17 protein-coding genes are annotated in these 15,456 nt (G+C 43.1%); 15 read left to right on the top strand and 2 right to left on the bottom strand.

Annotated features, from left to right (window positions below; all coding sequences use genetic code 11):
- Positions 1–11: 11 nt before the first annotated feature.
- Complete coding sequence (locus EWU21_RS01490) at positions 12–1,625, bottom strand: ArnT family glycosyltransferase (RefSeq protein ID WP_130895026.1); 1,614 nt, start codon at positions 1,623–1,625, stop codon at positions 12–14.
- Positions 1,603–2,220 (bottom strand): phosphatase PAP2 family protein, encoded by a 618-nt coding sequence (locus EWU21_RS01485; protein WP_130895025.1) that lies wholly within the window; start codon positions 2,218–2,220, stop codon positions 1,603–1,605. The genes EWU21_RS01490 and EWU21_RS01485 overlap by 23 nt, the downstream gene beginning before the upstream one ends.
- An 88-nt stretch (positions 2,221–2,308) precedes the next feature.
- Here EWU21_RS01485 and EWU21_RS01480 point away from each other — a divergent pair, with 88 nt between their 5' ends.
- From EWU21_RS01480 to murC, 15 genes are all read left to right on the top strand, one after another.
- Positions 2,309–2,848 carry a YceD family protein gene (locus tag EWU21_RS01480; protein WP_130895024.1) on the top strand — a complete coding sequence of 180 codons (540 nt, stop codon included), beginning with the start codon at positions 2,309–2,311 and terminating at the stop codon, positions 2,846–2,848.
- A gap of 14 nt (positions 2,849–2,862) precedes the next feature.
- Positions 2,863–3,054, top strand: a complete 192-nt coding sequence (rpmF, locus tag EWU21_RS01475) for a 50S ribosomal protein L32 (RefSeq protein WP_130895023.1) — start codon at positions 2,863–2,865, stop codon at positions 3,052–3,054.
- 126 nt (positions 3,055–3,180) lie between these two features.
- Complete coding sequence (gene plsX, locus EWU21_RS01470; protein WP_130895022.1) at positions 3,181–4,125, top strand: phosphate acyltransferase PlsX; 945 nt, start codon at positions 3,181–3,183, stop codon at positions 4,123–4,125.
- Positions 4,126–4,130: 5 nt separating this feature from the next.
- A complete protein-coding gene (locus EWU21_RS01465; RefSeq protein ID WP_130895021.1) occupies positions 4,131–5,132 on the top strand; it encodes a beta-ketoacyl-ACP synthase III in 1,002 nt (333 codons plus the stop codon).
- A 6-nt stretch (positions 5,133–5,138) separates the two neighbouring features.
- Complete coding sequence (gene efp, locus EWU21_RS01460; protein WP_130895020.1) at positions 5,139–5,702, top strand: elongation factor P; 564 nt, start codon at positions 5,139–5,141, stop codon at positions 5,700–5,702.
- A gap of 35 nt (positions 5,703–5,737) precedes the next feature.
- Positions 5,738–6,202 carry an acetyl-CoA carboxylase biotin carboxyl carrier protein gene (gene accB / locus EWU21_RS01455; RefSeq protein ID WP_130895019.1) on the top strand — a complete coding sequence of 155 codons (465 nt, stop codon included), beginning with the start codon at positions 5,738–5,740 and terminating at the stop codon, positions 6,200–6,202.
- Positions 6,203–6,205: 3 nt separating this feature from the next.
- Positions 6,206–7,549 carry an acetyl-CoA carboxylase biotin carboxylase subunit gene (gene accC / locus EWU21_RS01450; RefSeq protein WP_130895018.1) on the top strand — a complete coding sequence of 448 codons (1,344 nt, stop codon included), beginning with the start codon at positions 6,206–6,208 and terminating at the stop codon, positions 7,547–7,549.
- A gap of 223 nt (positions 7,550–7,772) precedes the next feature.
- Positions 7,773–8,216 carry a 50S ribosomal protein L13 gene (gene rplM / locus EWU21_RS01445; RefSeq protein WP_130895017.1) on the top strand — a complete coding sequence of 148 codons (444 nt, stop codon included), beginning with the start codon at positions 7,773–7,775 and terminating at the stop codon, positions 8,214–8,216.
- A 14-nt stretch (positions 8,217–8,230) separates the two neighbouring features.
- On the top strand, positions 8,231–8,620 hold the full coding sequence (gene rpsI, locus EWU21_RS01440) for a 30S ribosomal protein S9 (protein WP_130895016.1): 390 nt from the start codon (positions 8,231–8,233) through the stop codon (positions 8,618–8,620).
- Positions 8,621–8,698: 78 nt separating this feature from the next.
- Positions 8,699–9,508, top strand: coding sequence for a 30S ribosomal protein S2 (rpsB, locus tag EWU21_RS01435; protein ID WP_130895015.1), 810 nt, complete (start codon positions 8,699–8,701; stop codon positions 9,506–9,508).
- A 12-nt stretch (positions 9,509–9,520) separates the two neighbouring features.
- Positions 9,521–10,354 carry a translation elongation factor Ts gene (gene tsf, locus EWU21_RS01430; protein WP_130895014.1) on the top strand — a complete coding sequence of 278 codons (834 nt, stop codon included), beginning with the start codon at positions 9,521–9,523 and terminating at the stop codon, positions 10,352–10,354.
- 152 nt (positions 10,355–10,506) lie between these two features.
- Positions 10,507–11,832 (top strand): UDP-N-acetylmuramoyl-L-alanine--D-glutamate ligase, encoded by a 1,326-nt coding sequence (murD, locus tag EWU21_RS01425; protein WP_130895013.1) that lies wholly within the window; start codon positions 10,507–10,509, stop codon positions 11,830–11,832.
- The gene (locus EWU21_RS01420) at positions 11,825–12,997 is read left to right on the top strand and encodes an FtsW/RodA/SpoVE family cell cycle protein (protein ID WP_130895012.1); all 1,173 of its coding nucleotides are present in this window, start codon (positions 11,825–11,827) and stop codon (positions 12,995–12,997) included. The genes murD and EWU21_RS01420 overlap by 8 nt, the downstream gene beginning before the upstream one ends.
- A complete protein-coding gene (murG, locus tag EWU21_RS01415; RefSeq protein ID WP_130895011.1) occupies positions 12,997–14,079 on the top strand; it encodes an undecaprenyldiphospho-muramoylpentapeptide beta-N-acetylglucosaminyltransferase in 1,083 nt (360 codons plus the stop codon). Before EWU21_RS01420 ends, murG begins: the two co-directional genes overlap by 1 nt.
- Entirely contained in the window at positions 14,076–15,452 is a 1,377-nt protein-coding gene (murC, locus tag EWU21_RS01410; protein WP_130895010.1) for a UDP-N-acetylmuramate--L-alanine ligase, read from the top strand. The genes murG and murC overlap by 4 nt, the downstream gene beginning before the upstream one ends.
- Positions 15,453–15,456 lie beyond the last annotated feature (4 nt).

Raw genomic sequence — 15,456 nt, 5'->3', positions numbered from 1 at the left:
CAGTACTTAGATTAGCGGTGCTTATAGAATAAGAATCCGTTCTCTTCTTTTAGGAAGATCAAGTTCGGGTGGTATTTGAACTTTTCCTCCGCATCCGCTTTCAGAATGAAATAAGCCGGTCTATCCAGCTTTTTCTCAGATAATAATTCATCGCCCGCGGGACTTCCTGCGGGCTTTTGAAAATACAATAAGTGGGCATACGATTTGAAGCCAACGGGCTCGATGTAGACTTTTTGGCCCATCTTTGCGATATAAAAATCAATCACAGTCGCCTGCGTATACCCTTCTATTTTAGGCACCACGATGGCCATATAAGCCATAATCGTCACCAAGGACGCTGCCATCAAGGTGTGTAGTTTCTTCGAAAATAAATAATAGATCACGGCCGCAGCAAACGCAACACCGATCAAAAATTCCCAACCCGCCCAATACACCGGCGCCTGTAAATTACCTTGCACGAATACGTCTTTGATGTAAGGAGCGATGAGGCCCGCATTTTGGCCAATCAATGGAACCGCCGTTAACACTGCCGCTAAAAGCAATCCTACAAAACCGATCGCCGTATTATATTTCCAATTAAAGCGAAATCCACCTGCCTGCCATTCTTGCAGTACCACCGCAGAGAAATAGGTTAACGGAATCCAACACATGGACGAATAATGCACAATTTTCGTCTTCACGATACTGAACAGAATCAAAACCACCCAAAACAAGACTTTCATCCAGTTCGAAAAGTCCAAATCCTCGCGCTTCCAACGAAATAACCGAGCACCTGCCCAAATCGACACCGGGAAACATCCGATCAACAAGACCACAAAGTGGTAATAAAAGGGTTGTCCATGGCCGGCATCCCCCGTAGTCATCAATCGAACTTGGTAGGTAAAAAAGTCTTCAATGATCTGCCAACCAAACTTATAAGCAATCAAACCATACCAAGCCACAAAGAAAAATACGGAGATCAATCCCGCTACCACAGCGCCTGTAAACAAACGGCCATTGATACGTGAACGGTATAAAATCCCCACGAACAAAAGGGTTAATGCCCAGAGGAGCAATGCCGCTGGACCTTTGGTCAACAAGGCTAAACCAATTGAAATGCCAGCGAATAGGACATTTCTAAAGCGCGTCGCATCCTGAAAAAACTCTGAAAAGAAATAGACGCCTAAAAATATCAACAAATTAAAGAGCGGATCAATGATCCCTGAACTCGCATAGACATGGGGTGTAATAGCAACTAAATAAGAGAAGGCCCACAGATTCCCAAAATTTGCGCCCCAAGTCTTCTTCCCCACCGCATGTAAAGTCCAAAGCGTCAAAATACCAATGACCGCATTAGGAAAACGGGCAGCAAATTCCATCGAAATATCCGATTGACCAGAGAACGAATCAAAGGCCATAAAACTCAAAGCCTGCAGCCAAAGGAACAAAGGTGGTTTCTCCCAGAAGGGTTGAAAGTTGATTTGGACGCTTAAAAAATCTCCCGTCACAATCATTTCCCGTGCCGATTCCGCAAAATTCACCTCATCCCAGTCGAATAAATGGGTCGACCCTAAAAAAGGAATATAAACTGCCGCTCCCACGAGGGCCCAGAAAAGGTAGGGTTTACTTTGAACTGCTTTTAGCATAGTGGATCGAATAAAATAAGGCCGATGAGCCTACTCCGATGGCCGCCCCCACGAGGGTATCCACCGGAAAATGTTGAAATAAATAGACTCTGGAATAGGCAACTCCCACGGCAATTAAACCAGCTAGCGCTCCCCAAAACCAGCGACGCAACAGCACCGCCACCCAAAAAAACATAAAAAAAGCTGATCCCGTGTGACCAGAGGGCATGGAGTTGTATTCATGAATAGGTAATCCCGCTACAAGATGCCATTTGACACCACTTGCTGCAAAGTAAGCCAAAGGTCGAAGCGCGTCCGTAAACACCAGATGCTTTAATCCCTGAATTAATCCAGTAGATAAAGCGTATGAATAGACATAGGATAAGGCGTAGGCTTTCTGAAACCGAATTAAATAGAGTAAGAGTAAAATAGGCAGAACGACTTCTGCCGTGGCAGTCAAGGCTTGAAATAAAAGGTCCGCCAGCTGGGAATGGTTTCCATTGATTAACTGGAGCTGATCGAGACGCTCGTAGGTGCTGACAAAAAGCCAACCTCCTACTTCATACAAAATAAAGATTACTACAAATGCTTTTACAGATTGACTCCAATACTTCATGCCTCGAAATTACGAATTTGTTCAGCGCAACTATTGCTGTTTTCGAATATTTTCGTAATTTCGCATTCTTTTTTACCCAAGAGTGAAAATGAACGTCCTAGAAGCATACCAGATACCGATACTTTCTTTAGAGGATAAAGTATACCCGTATTCCTTCACTGGGAATGATGAGTTTTTCGCTGCTTTCGAGCAGGAATGGGTCCAAAAGGGCGAATTTAACGCAAAAGCGACGTTAGATAAATCGCCGACCATGATTCAGGTTAGACTGGAGATTGACGGCTTTTTGAAATTAATTTGCGATAGATCAAATGAGGAATTTGAATTCCCCATCCACCTTGATGAGAAGATTATTTATAAATATTCGGATCACAATGAAGATATGGGAGATAATTTATTCTTGTTAGATAGAAAGTCGCCTAAATTAGATTTATCGCAAGATTTATTTGATTTCATTGCCTTGCAGGTGCCTATGAAGAAGTTGCACCCACGGTTTGTGAAACCTTTAGATGAGCATGTAGATGGCGAGTTGATTTATACAACAGACCCAGAAGACGAAAATAAAGCCGATCAGGAGCCAGAAATGGATCCGAGATGGGCAGCCTTAAAAAAATTAACAGACAATAATTAATAAATAACAATACAATGGCACATCCTAAAAGAAAAATCTCTACTACGCGTCGTGATACAAGAAGAGCGCATGATTTCGGGACTCCTAAGCATTTAGGAGTAGATCCTCAAACAGGCGAAACTCACCTTTATCACCGTGCTCACGTACATGAAGGTAACTTGTTCTACAAAGGAAAAATGATCGTAGAAGGATTCACGGTTAAGTAATTCCCTGGTAGACTGCAGCTTTACGCTGTTTTTTCAGCACCACTGAAAAAATCCCGTTAAAATGCTATTTTTTGACTAAATTTAATGCTATTTTTGCCAAAAGCTTTAGTAATTAAACATAATTAAATGAAAATAGCCGTTGATGTGATGGGTGGAGATTATGCTCCAGAAGCTGTAATCGAAGGAATACTTTTAGCGTTATCTAGTCTTTCAAACGACGACACTATATTAGCCGTAGGTCCACAGGACACCATCGAGCAATTATTAGCGAAACACGGGTATGCAGGCAAGCAAATTGCCATCATTCCTGCGGATCAAGTAATTGAAATGGGTGAACATCCGACTAAGGCATTATCTCAAAAACCCAATTCCAGCATCGGAGTTGGGTTTCATCTTTTAAAGGAAGGCAAAGCTGACGTCTTTGCTTCTGCAGGAAATACCGGCGCTATGATGGTCGGATCATTATTTTCTGTCAAAACCATCGAAGGAATTTCTCGCCCAGCGATTGCCGGATTCGTTCCACAAGAGGACGGCACCTATGCCTTAATGCTGGACATTGGCGCGAATGCGGATTGCAAACCAGAGATGTTAGATCAATTTGCGGTCTTAGGCTCTGTGTACTTTGAAGCGACAACGGGCAAGAAAGCACCACGTGTGGGCTTGATGAACATTGGTGAAGAAGAGCAAAAAGGAAATATCCTTTCCCTAGCGACACACGCCCTTTTAAAAGAGAATAAGAAGATCAACTTCATTGGAAACTTAGAAGGAAAAGATTTCTTCAAGAACAAAGCAGACGTGATAGTGACGGACGGATTTACAGGTAACATTATTTTGAAGATGGGGGAATCCCTTTACAAAATCATGAAGGACCAGGGAATCACGAATGACTTCGTCGAGAATACAAATTACGAAAAATACGGCGGTAGCCCGATTATCGGGATTAATGGGAATGTAATTATTGCACACGGGGCGTCTAGTCCTTTGGCAATCAAAAACATGATCAAATTGTGTAGATCCGTCGTAGAATCAGATGTTTGCGGTAAGATTAAGGCCGCCATCGAGAACCAATAATGAATATGAGCCAAAAAATAAGTGCAGCCATCACCGGAGTCGCAGGATATGTACCGGATTATGTGCTGACGAATCAAGAATTAGAAAAAATTATTGACACGAACGACGAGTGGATCACTTCTCGCACCGGCATCAAAGAAAGACGTATTTTGAAAGGCGAAGGCCTAGGGACGTCTTTTATGGGGGCTAAAGCGGTAGAGGATCTCTTGAAGAAAACCAATACCAAACCCGAAGAAGTAGATATGTTAATCTGCGCGACGGTGACTCCAGATTACTTTTTCCCTTCCGCTTCGAACTTGATTTGCAAGGCAGTAGGCATCCGTGAAACGGCTTCCTTTGACTTAGCAGCGGCTTGTTCAGGTTTCTTAAACGCCTTAGGTGCAGGTACTGCCTTCATTGAATCAGGTCGTTACAAGAAAATCGTAGTGGTGGGTGCGGACAAAATGTCTTCGATTGTGGATTATACGGATCGTACGACGTGCATTCTTTTTGGGGATGGTGCGGCAGCGGTCATGTTAGAACCTAATTTCGAAGGTTTAGGCGTACAAGACTTCATTTTGAAATCAGATGGAGAAGGATGTGAATCCTTAATGCAAAAAGGCGGCGGTAGCGCCTACCCTCCTACGGTAGAATCGGTGGAAGCAAAATGGCATTACATTCGCCAAGAAGGTCAATCCGTATTTAAATTTGCGGTGACGCGTATGGCTGATGTTTCGGCAGAAATCATGGAGCGCAATCACTTAACTGGTGACGATATTAAATATTTAGTTCCGCACCAAGCGAATAAACGTATCATCGATGCGACGGCAAATCGCATGGGTGTGAGTGAAGATAAGGTGATGTTGAACATCCAGAAATATGGAAATACGACGGCGGCGACGATTCCGCTTTGTCTTTGGGATTACGAAAACAAACTAAAAAAAGGAGATAATCTGATCTTAGCGGCCTTCGGTGGAGGTTTCACGTGGGGATCAGCTTACGTTAAATGGGCATACGACCCTAAATAATTAGAAATGGCAACTACAGCAGACATTAAAAATGGGATGGTGATTAAATACAATGACGATTTATATTCGATCATTGAATTCCTTCACGTAAAACCAGGAAAAGGCCCGGCTTTCGTTCGGACTAAATTACGTTCATTAACATCAGGAAAAGTTATCGATAACACGTTTAACTCAGGCGTGGCAATCTATCCAGTACGTGTAGAACGCAGAAAATTCCAATTCATCTTCAAGGATGAGTTTGGCTATAACTTCATGGACCAAGAGTCATTCGAGCAAATTCTATTAAATGAGAATTTATGTGTGATGGCTGATTTGATGAAAGAAGGACAAGAGGTGGAGATTTTGATCAATACCGAAAACGATGCTGCTTTATCTTGTGAATTGCCTCCATTCGTAGAATTGAAGGTAACTTACACAGAACCAGGTGTTCGTGGCGATACGGCTAACTCTCCTAAGAAACCAGCAACGGTAGAAACAGGAGCAACGATTACCGTACCTATTTTCATCGAACAAGATGAAGTAATTAAAGTAGATACAAGAACCTATTCATACGCTGAGCGTGTAAAATAATTAGCTACCTTTGTAGCGTTTAATTAACAAAAAGAATGGATACTAAAGAAATTCAACGATTACTCGATTATATCGCTAAATCTCCATTAGCTGAGGTTAGCATCGAAACAGAAGGTTTAAAGGTTTCTGTTAAGAAACACGGAGAAGCAGCACCGGTAGTAAGTGTCGTTTCTGCAGCACCAGCGGCGGCTCCAGTAGCAGCTGTTCCGGCAGCAGCGGCGCCAGCGGCTCCAGCAGCACCTGCACCCGTAGCAGATAACTTATATACCGTTAAGTCTCCTATGATCGGTACATTCTACCGTGCTCCAGGTCCAGATAAAGATAACTTCGTAGAAGTAGGAACGGAAATCGCTCCAGGTAAAACGGTTTGTGTGATCGAAGCGATGAAATTGTTTAACGAAATCGATTCAGAGATCTCTGGAAAGATCGTTAAAATCTTAGTTGACAATGCTAGTCCAGTAGAATTTGATCAACCTTTATTCTTGGTTGAAAAAGCGTAATCTATGTTTAAAAAGATATTAATAGCGAATCGCGGGGAAATTGCCTTGCGTATTATTCGGACTTGTAAGGAGATGGGCATCAAAACGGTGGCTGTTTTCTCTACCGCCGATCGCGACAGTTTACACGTTCGCTTTGCGGATGAGGCCGTATGTATCGGACCTCCGCCCAGCAGACAATCTTATTTGAGTATTCCGGCGATTATTTCGGCTGCAGAAGTGACTGGAGCAGATGCAATTCACCCGGGTTACGGTTTCCTTTCTGAGAATGCAGAATTCTCGCGTATTTGTTCTGAACATGGGATTAAGTTCATCGGTGCTTCGGCGGACATGATTAATTCGATGGGAGATAAAGCGACAGCGAAAGAGACGATGAAGCGTGCTGGGGTTCCAGTTATCCCGGGTTCTGACGGCTTAATCGACACCGTAGAAGAAGCAAAAGAATTAGCGAAAGCCATCAAATACCCGGTAATCATCAAGGCTACGGCTGGTGGTGGTGGCCGCGGGATGCGTATCATCCGGGAGGAGTCAGAATTTGACAAATTATGGGAAGATGCGAAGATGGAATCAGCGGCGGCTTTTGGAAACGATGCGATGTACATGGAGAAATTCGTGGAAGAGCCTCGTCACATTGAGATTCAGATTGTGGGAGATAAATTTGGCAAAGCTTGTCACTTATCAGAACGCGATTGCTCGATTCAACGTCGTCACCAAAAATTGTGTGAAGAAACGCCATCCCCAGCCCTTTCAGACGAATTGCGCAAGAAAATGGGTGATGCGGCGATCGCAGGTGCAACGGCCATTGGGTACGAAGGCGCGGGTACGATTGAGTTCTTAGTGGACAAAAATGGGGATTTCTACTTCATGGAGATGAATACCCGTATCCAAGTAGAGCATCCGATCACAGAAGAAGTAACGGATTTCGATCTAATTAAGGAGCAAATTAAGGTAGCAGCGGGCATCGCGATTTCGGGCCAAAACTACTTCCCTAAATTATATGCCTTAGAATGCCGTATTAACGCGGAAGATCCAGCGAACGGTTTCCGTCCGTCACCAGGTAAGATTACGAATCTTCACCTTCCAGGTGGCCACGGCGTTCGTATTGACTCTCACGTGTATTCTGGCTATACTATTCCACCTAATTACGATTCAATGATTGCGAAAGTAATTGTTTCAGGCCAAAGCCGGGAAGAAGTTTTACTTCGTATGAAGCGTGCTTTGCAAGAATTCGTCATCGAAGGTATCAAAACAACGATTCCATTCCACATCAAGTTGATGGATGATCCTACGTTTAAGTCCGGTCAATTCACGACGGCGTTCATGGAAACATTCGATCTAAGTGATTTGTAATTTAACCTAAACAGGTAGTAAAAAAGGAGGCTTTCAGGCCTCCTTTTTTTGTTCTAAAACATTTTCAATTAGACACTTGCATATCAAATCAAGATTTTATAAATTTGCACTCCCATTTTTCGATTGAATGCCCGTTTGAAAGATAAAATAGGTCATAATCAATTCCTTTAGACAAATTCCGTAGTCTAGCTGGAAACGATTCAAACAGTTAAATTATAAACAAGTGGATACTTTAAGTTACAAAACCATCTCCGCAAACAAAGCTACTGTTCAGAAAGCTTGGTTTGTTGTAGATGCTGAAAATCAAGTTTTGGGACGTGTTTGTTCTGAAATTGCGAAAATCATTCGTGGAAAGCACAAGCCTTCTTACACTCCACACGTTGATTGTGGCGATCAAGTTATCGTTATCAACGCGGACAAAATTCGCTTAACTGGTAAGAAAATGACAGACAAGGTGTATATCCGTCACACGGGTTACCCAGGTGGTCAACGTTTCGCAACTCCACGTGAGGTTTTAGCTAAAAACCCAAGAGGTGTTGTCGAATCAGCAGTAAAAGGTATGTTACCTAAAAACCGTTTAGGACGTGAGTTATTCAACAACCTATTCGTTTATGCAGGACCAGAACATCCTCACGCAGCTCAACAACCTAAAGAACTTACCTTTTAACGGATACTAAGATAATGGCAGAAATAACAAGTAAAATCGGTAGAAGAAAGACAGCAGTAGCTCGTATTTCGATGACACCAGGTAAAGGCCAGATTAAAATCAACGGCCGTGTATTAGCTGATTACTTCCCATCTGAAATTCTTCAGATTGTGGTTAATCAACCTTTCGCTTTAACGAACACAGTAGGTTCATTTGATGTAACAGCTAACGTAGATGGCGGTGGTATCAAAGGGCAAGCTGAAGCGCTTCGTATGGCGATTTCACGTGCACTTCAAACGCAAGATGCAGAATTACGTTCTCCTTTGAAAAAAGAAGGCTTCTTAACTCGTGACCCACGTATGGTGGAGCGTAAGAAACCAGGACGTGCGAAAGCTCGTAAGAGATTCCAGTTCTCTAAGCGTTAAGATTTGTTCGTGGAAAAGGCTTGTCTGTTGCCGATGCCTTTTCCACCTTTTTATTATTCACATTTTTAAACAACCAAAATGGCACAATTAAGCTACAACGACTTGCTTGACGCAGGCGTTCACTTCGGTCACTTGACACGTAAGTGGGATCCTAAAATGGCTCCATATATCTTTATGGAGAAAAATGGTATCCACATCATTGATCTAAATAAAACTATCTCTTCTTTAGAAGAAGCTTCAGCAGCTCTTCGTTCTATTGTACGTTCAGGCCGTAAAGTAATGTTCGTTGCAACTAAGAAACAAGCACAAGAAATTGTGACTACAGAAGCAGATAAATTAAAAATGCCGTACGTAACTGACCGTTGGTTAGGTGGTATGTTGACTAACTTCGCGACTGTACGTAAGTCTATCAAGAAGATGTCTAGCATTGATAAAATGTTAAAAGACGAAGTTATCGTGAAGACAATCGCTAAGCGTGAGCGTTTAATGTTAACTCGTGAAGAAGAAAAATTAAAGCGTGTGTTAGGTGGTATCACTGACTTAACTCGTCTTCCAGCGGCTTTGTTCGTTGTAGACGTTAAGCGTGAGCATATCGCGGTTTCTGAGGCTAAGAAATTAGGTATCCCAGTTTTCGCTATGTGTGATACGAACTCTAACCCAGATTTAGTTGATTATCCAATCCCAGCAAACGATGATGCATACAAGTCTATCTCTATCATCATCACTGCTATTTCTAAAGCGATCGAAGAAGGTTTAGCAGAAAGAAAGCAAGATAAGGATGATGCTCGTGAGGCGGAAGAAGTAGAAGCTAAAAAAGCAGCGGACGACGATTCACAAGAGGCAGCTAAGGTAGCGGCTAAATACGAAAAAGAAGCAGAACAAGAATAAATATTCATAGATATGTCAATTACAGCAGCAGACGTTAACAAGTTACGTCAAATGACCGGTGCCGGAATGATGGATTGCAAGAAAGCTTTGACTGAAGCCGAAGGTGACTTCGAAGCAGCAGTAGACATCCTTCGTAAAGCAGGTCAAAAAGTAGCAGCGAAACGTGCGGACAATGAAACGAATGAAGGTGTTGTATTAGTAGCACTTAATGCAGATCACTCAAACGGTAAATTAATCGCTTTAGCTTGTGAAACTGAACCAGTTTCTAAAGTAGCTGACTTCAATAATTTAGCTAAAACAATCATCGATACAGCAGCAGCGTCTCACGCTCCTTCTGCGCATGATTTATTAGCTGAGCCATTAGCCGATGGACGTTCAGTAGAAGGTCACATCATCGAGTTAACCGGTAAAATTGGAGAGAAAATCACCTTAGCAGCCTACGAAAACGTTACAGCTGAGAAAGTGGTTTCATACATTCACTCGAATAACAAAATCGGTGTTCTAGTAGCATTCGAAAATGTACAAGGAGTAGACGTATCAGAAGTAGGTAAAGATATCGCGATGCAAATCACGGCTATGAAACCTGTCGCTTTAGACAAGGATGGAGTAGATTCTGAAACAATTGAAAGAGAAATCGAAATCGGAAAAGATCAAGCACGTCAAGAAGGTAAGCCTGAGGCGATGTTAGAGAAAATTGCGGTAGGTAAATTAGAGAAGTTCTACAAAGAGCAAACTTTATTGAACCAACAATTCGTAAAAGACTCATCGATCACGATTCGTCAACTATTAGAGCAAACGCAAAAAGGTTTAACGATTTCATCGTTCAAACGTATCGCTTTGGTGTAATACCACTCGAATTCTTACGAAAGACCCACCCGAAACGGTGGGTCTTTTTTTTGTCAGTAAAATTCCGACCAGATGCTCATTTTGAGTTGATAGAATGCGCGACATTTTCTAACTTGTAACTCAATTCAATTTCGAATATTTTCAAGTCGAGCATGGCGTTAATTAGCATCTTAGGTGGAGGAGAAAGTGGCGTAGGAGCCGCTCTATTAGCTAAATCAAAAGGATTTGCCGTATTTTTATCTGATGCGGGTGCGCTAAAAGAAAACTACCAACAAACCTTACGTGACAATGAAATTGAATTCGAGACGGGAGGACATAGTTTGGAGCGAATTTTAGGCTCTCAAGAGATCATCATCAGTCCCGGAATTCCAGAAAAAACGGACATCGTAAAGGCCATCAAGGCAAAAGGTATTTCCTTGGTGTCCGAAATCGAATTTGCGGCGCGCTATACGAAAGCGAAGATTGTTGCCATCACAGGTTCAAATGGCAAAACAACCACTACCCTACTAACCTATCATTTCCTACAATCAGCTGGCCTTAAGGTAGGTTTAGCGGGAAATATTGGTCAAAGCTTCGCTAAACAAGTGATGGAAGATCAGCACGACGTCTATGTTCTAGAGATTTCCAGCTTCCAATTAGATCGTTGCTTTCAATTCAAACCAGATGTAGCTGTCTTATTAAATATCACACCGGATCACCTAGATCGCTACGAATATAAATTCGAAAACTACATTGCCTCGAAGTTCCGTATTTTCCAAAATGCCGATACCAAGACGAGCTGTGTGTTTTGGGCGGATGATGAGGTGATTCAATCTAACCTAGCTAAAATACCTGCAAGTGCAACGTTCAAAACCGTTAGCTTTCAGCAAAAAGCACACGCCTACATTACGGCTGAAAAGATTCAATTCGATGGAGCGGAACTACTTTTAGCAGATGCACCATTAAAAGGACCACACAATGCCATCAATATGGCCGTGGCCATGTTAGCGGCACATGAGGCAGGTGTATCCTTCTCGCAAATCCTTCAGTCCTTACCCTTCTTTGAGAATGCTCCACATCGATTAGAATCTTGTGGCGTATGGAGTGGCGTGGAATTTATCAATGACTCGAAAGCCACGAATGTGGATGCGGTCTTTTATGCCTTAAATAGCTACAAGCAACCCTTAATCCTGATGATGGGAGGTGTGGACAAAGGGAATGAATACGAGGTATTAGATCCTTTAGTGAAGGAAAAAGTAAAGGGATTGATTTGCTTAGGAACAGATAACTCAAAACTAGAGCAGCATTTCGGACCTATCGTACCGCAACTTTTCGCGACGGATTCGTTAGAGGATGCCGTACTGAAAGCAAAAGAGTGGGCGGTCGATGGCGATGTCGTATTACTATCACCAGCTTGTGCTAGTTTCGATTTATTTAAGAATTACGAAGATCGAGGAGATCAATTTAAAAACACTGTTAAACGTTTGATCCATGGATAGTAAGATCAGAGCCTTCTTTCAGGAGCATCTGAAAGGGGATTATAAGATTTGGTTAATCGTGTTTATTTTAAACGCGTTCGGGTTATTGATTCAGTTCTCTGCGAAAGCAAAGTTGACGATGGATGGCCCGTTTGAGCCCCTTTCAAGCTTCATTAAAACCTTGGTCATCTTAGGGATTTCTTTCTATTTGATGTCCTATTTTTCCAAATCCAATTACAGCCGTGTCGCCAAATTCAGTGACTTGGCGCTGTTTTTGTCTTGGGGATTAGTTATGGTGGCTTATGTTTTTGGGGCAACGAAGGGGGGAGCAAATCGCTGGGTAAATTTAGGCCCTATCTCTTTTATGCCCTCTGATATGGTGAAATTATGCCTAATCACGAGCTTAGCGAAGGATTTTTCTTCTAAACAGGCAGATCCAGAATCCTATAATTGGGTGATGTTTTTTCGCATCCTGTTCAAGATAGGTGTCTCCTGCTTCTTGATTATGCTGTCTAACTTCTCTACGAGTATTTTGATCTTTTTAACGAGTCTCATTCTGATGTTTTTTGGTCGCGTACCGGCGAAAAAAATTGGCTTGATTATGCTTACGGTGGCCGCTATTGGCTTTAGTGTGGTGGTTTTAGGGATTGGGCAAAGGGCTCAAACCGTAAAAACCCGTATTGAAAACTATATACAGCGTATTGGTAAAAATGAGACCAAAGTAAATAAGGCAAAGAACGAGGATTACCAAATCACCCGAAGTCTCTACGCCATCGCCACCGGAGCTATTCACCCGAAAGGCCCTGGCAAAAGTCAGCAGCGCTACATCCTTTCACAAGCCGAATCCGATTTCGTTTATGCCATTATCATTGAAGAATATGGCATCGTAGGTGGACTCGCTATTCCGCTACTCTTCCTGATTTTTATGTACCGGGGGGCGAAGGCCATTCAGTATAGTAATAAGCCTTTTGGTGGCTTATTATCGGCCGGATTAACCTTCTCCATCGTATTCCAGGCTTTCATCAATATGCTCGTAGCCGTGGACGCTGGCCCTGTAACCGGTCAGCCGATGCCTATGATTTCTGCCGGAGGAACGTCATTGATCTTTACAGCCATATCGATTGGCCTCATTTTAGCCGTAAGCAAGGACAAAGATCCTGAACCTGTTCAACCCGCCGTTGCCTAATGTCTATTAAACGTGTCATTATTTCTGGAGGAGGAACTGGGGGACATATTTACCCGGCCATTTCGATCGCCAATGCGATGAAGGAAATCGATTCCTCTTTGGAATTCTTATTCGTAGGAGCGGAAGGAAAAATGGAGATGGAAAAGGTACCTAAAGCGGGCTTTAACATCATCGGTCTTCCCATTGTGGGCATCCAACGAACGCAGGTTTGGAAAAATATATTCTTCCCATTTAAGTTAATCAAAAGCCTTTGGCAATCGGTTCAAATCCTTCAAGATTTCAAACCTGATGTGGCCGTGGGTGTAGGAGGTTACGCCTCTGGACCGCTATTATTAGCTGCCCGATTCCTCGGTATCCCCTATTATATTCAAGAACAAAATTCCTTTGCGGGCATTACGAATAAGGCCTTAGCCGCTAAGGCGGAGCATATTTTTGTAGCCTATCCAGGCATGGAGAAATTCTTCCCCGCGGAGAAAATCACCCTGAGTGGAAATCCAGTTCGCAAAGACTTAATCAATGCGGCCGGCAAAAAAGCACAAGCCGCTGAGCATTTCCACTTAGATCCCGCTAAAAAAACGATATTAATCATCGGTGGTAGCCAAGGGGCACGTAGCATCAACCACGGGATACTAGCCGGATTAGACCGATTAACTGATGCTGGTGTGCAGTTGATTTGGCAGACTGGAATTGCTTTTGAATCTACGGCCAAGCAGGCGGTGGCTGGAAATGCGAGCACCTACGTTTCCGCCTTTATTTATGAAATGGATTTAGCGTATGCCATGGCCGATTTAGTGATTTCTAGAGCCGGTGCGTCCTCCGTTTCCGAAATTTGCCTCATCGGTAAAGCCAGCATCTTAGTTCCACTACCAAGCGCCGCAGAAGATCACCAAACGGAGAATGCGAAAAGCCTCGTTTCCCAAAACGCCGCCATTCTGGTTCGCGACGTAGATGTGAAAGAAAAATTAATCACAGAAGCGTTAGCAGCACTGCAAACCGATTTAAGTACCCTCGAAAAAAATAGCCTTCGTTTAGCAAAGCCAAACGCAGCACATGAAATAGCCCAATCCATTTTAAGCCGATGAAAAAAGAATTAAGCCTGAACGATTTAAAACAAGTCTATTTTTTAGGAATCGGCGGCATCGGTATGTCGGCCATCGCGCGCTGGTTCTTGCATAATGGTTTTCCGGTGGCAGGTTACGATAAAACGGAGAGTCCCTTGACAAAGAAATTAGCGGAGGAGGGAATGGTGATTCACTACGAGGATTCCATCGACCTGATTCCGGCGGCTTGCCTATCAGACATTGAACATAGCTTATTTATCTATACGCCGGCCATCCCGAAGGATCATGTGGAGATGAATTATTTGCTTTCCAAAGGCATACGCCTCTACAAGCGTTCGGAAATTTTAGGCTGGATTACACAACAAATCCCTACCCTTGCGGTGGCGGGAACCCATGGCAAAACGACAACCTCGTCGCTTTTGACCCATTTACTCATCAGTGCTAAGAAGAATGTAACCGCGTTTTTAGGGGGTATAACCGTCAATTACGGCACGAACTTCATCCCAAACCATTCGAAAGAAAACATCGTTTGTGTGGTTGAGGCAGATGAATACGATCGTTCTTTCTTAACCTTGCACCCTCAAGCGGCGGTGGTGACCTCCACAGATGCGGATCACTTAGATATCTATGCCGATGGGGATTCAGTTTTAGAGAGTTTCCAATTGTTTGTGAACCAAATCAAGGCAGGCGGTTTCTTCATCCAAAAAAAGGGATTGAGTTTACATTCTGACTTGGGTGAATCGACTTTTGGGATTGACACAGGGGACTTCAAGGCACATAACATCCGCATCGAAGATCACCGGATGATTTTCGACATGAGCTATCCAGGTGGCGAAGTACTTGATATACCGATGCGCATTCCAGGGTTTCATAATATTGAAAATGTCTTAGCTGCCGCTGCTTTAGCGATGCAGGTAGGTGTGACCGGTGAAGAGATCAAAGTAGGTATTGCTTCGTTCCTAGGTGTTAAACGCCGTTTCGAGTACCACGTGGAATCAGATGAGCACGTGATGATCGATGATTACGCGCACCACCCCACGGAAATTGCGGCATGCTTGAACTCGGTGAAAGCGCTTTACCCAGGCGAAAAAATTACGGCCGTTTTCCAGCCGCATTTATTCTCTAGAACGAGGGACTTTATCGATGATTTTGCCAAAAGCCTCGCCATCGCTGACGAACTCTTTTTATTGGATATTTATCCGGCACGCGAATTGCCGATGGAAGGCGTCACATCGGATTGGTTATTAAGCAAGATCGATTTACAAGACAAACAGGTCATCTCTAAAGCGGATCTTTTAAAGGTAATTGATACCCAGAAACCGAAACTTTTAGTGACGATGGGCGCAGGAGATATCGATCTTCTTTTGAATGATTTAAAATTGAGCTTATCTTAGTATA

The sequence above is a fragment of the Aquirufa antheringensis genome (assembly GCF_004307425.1).
Taxonomy (GTDB): Bacteria; Bacteroidota; Bacteroidia; order Cytophagales; family Spirosomataceae; genus Aquirufa; species Aquirufa antheringensis.
The sequence above is the reverse complement of the archived record's forward strand: the minus strand, read 5'-3'. Positions and strand labels throughout refer to the sequence as shown.

Bases quoted from the DNA above. Each gene is read 5' to 3' on its own strand.
- EWU21_RS01480 (WP_130895024.1), top strand. From the start codon at position 2,309: ATGAACGTCCTAGAAGCATACCAGATACCGATACTTTCTTTAGAGGAT.
- murD (WP_130895013.1), top strand. From the start codon at position 10,507: ATGGCGTTAATTAGCATCTTAGGTGGAGGAGAAAGTGGCGTAGGAGCC.
- rpsB (WP_130895015.1), top strand. From the start codon at position 8,699: ATGGCACAATTAAGCTACAACGACTTGCTTGACGCAGGCGTTCACTTC.
- murC (WP_130895010.1), top strand. From the start codon at position 14,076: ATGAAAAAAGAATTAAGCCTGAACGATTTAAAACAAGTCTATTTTTTA.
- efp (WP_130895020.1), top strand. From the start codon at position 5,139: ATGGCAACTACAGCAGACATTAAAAATGGGATGGTGATTAAATACAAT.
- accB (WP_130895019.1), top strand. From the start codon at position 5,738: ATGGATACTAAAGAAATTCAACGATTACTCGATTATATCGCTAAATCT.
- accC (WP_130895018.1), top strand. From the start codon at position 6,206: ATGTTTAAAAAGATATTAATAGCGAATCGCGGGGAAATTGCCTTGCGT.
- rpsI (WP_130895016.1), top strand. From the start codon at position 8,231: ATGGCAGAAATAACAAGTAAAATCGGTAGAAGAAAGACAGCAGTAGCT.
- EWU21_RS01485 (WP_130895025.1), bottom strand. From the start codon at position 2,220: ATGAAGTATTGGAGTCAATCTGTAAAAGCATTTGTAGTAATCTTTATT.
- EWU21_RS01420 (WP_130895012.1), top strand. From the start codon at position 11,825: ATGGATAGTAAGATCAGAGCCTTCTTTCAGGAGCATCTGAAAGGGGAT.
- plsX (WP_130895022.1), top strand. From the start codon at position 3,181: ATGAAAATAGCCGTTGATGTGATGGGTGGAGATTATGCTCCAGAAGCT.
- murG (WP_130895011.1), top strand. From the start codon at position 12,997: ATGTCTATTAAACGTGTCATTATTTCTGGAGGAGGAACTGGGGGACAT.
- tsf (WP_130895014.1), top strand. From the start codon at position 9,521: ATGTCAATTACAGCAGCAGACGTTAACAAGTTACGTCAAATGACCGGT.
- EWU21_RS01490 (WP_130895026.1), bottom strand. From the start codon at position 1,625: ATGCTAAAAGCAGTTCAAAGTAAACCCTACCTTTTCTGGGCCCTCGTG.
- EWU21_RS01465 (WP_130895021.1), top strand. From the start codon at position 4,131: ATGAGCCAAAAAATAAGTGCAGCCATCACCGGAGTCGCAGGATATGTA.
- rpmF (WP_130895023.1), top strand. From the start codon at position 2,863: ATGGCACATCCTAAAAGAAAAATCTCTACTACGCGTCGTGATACAAGA.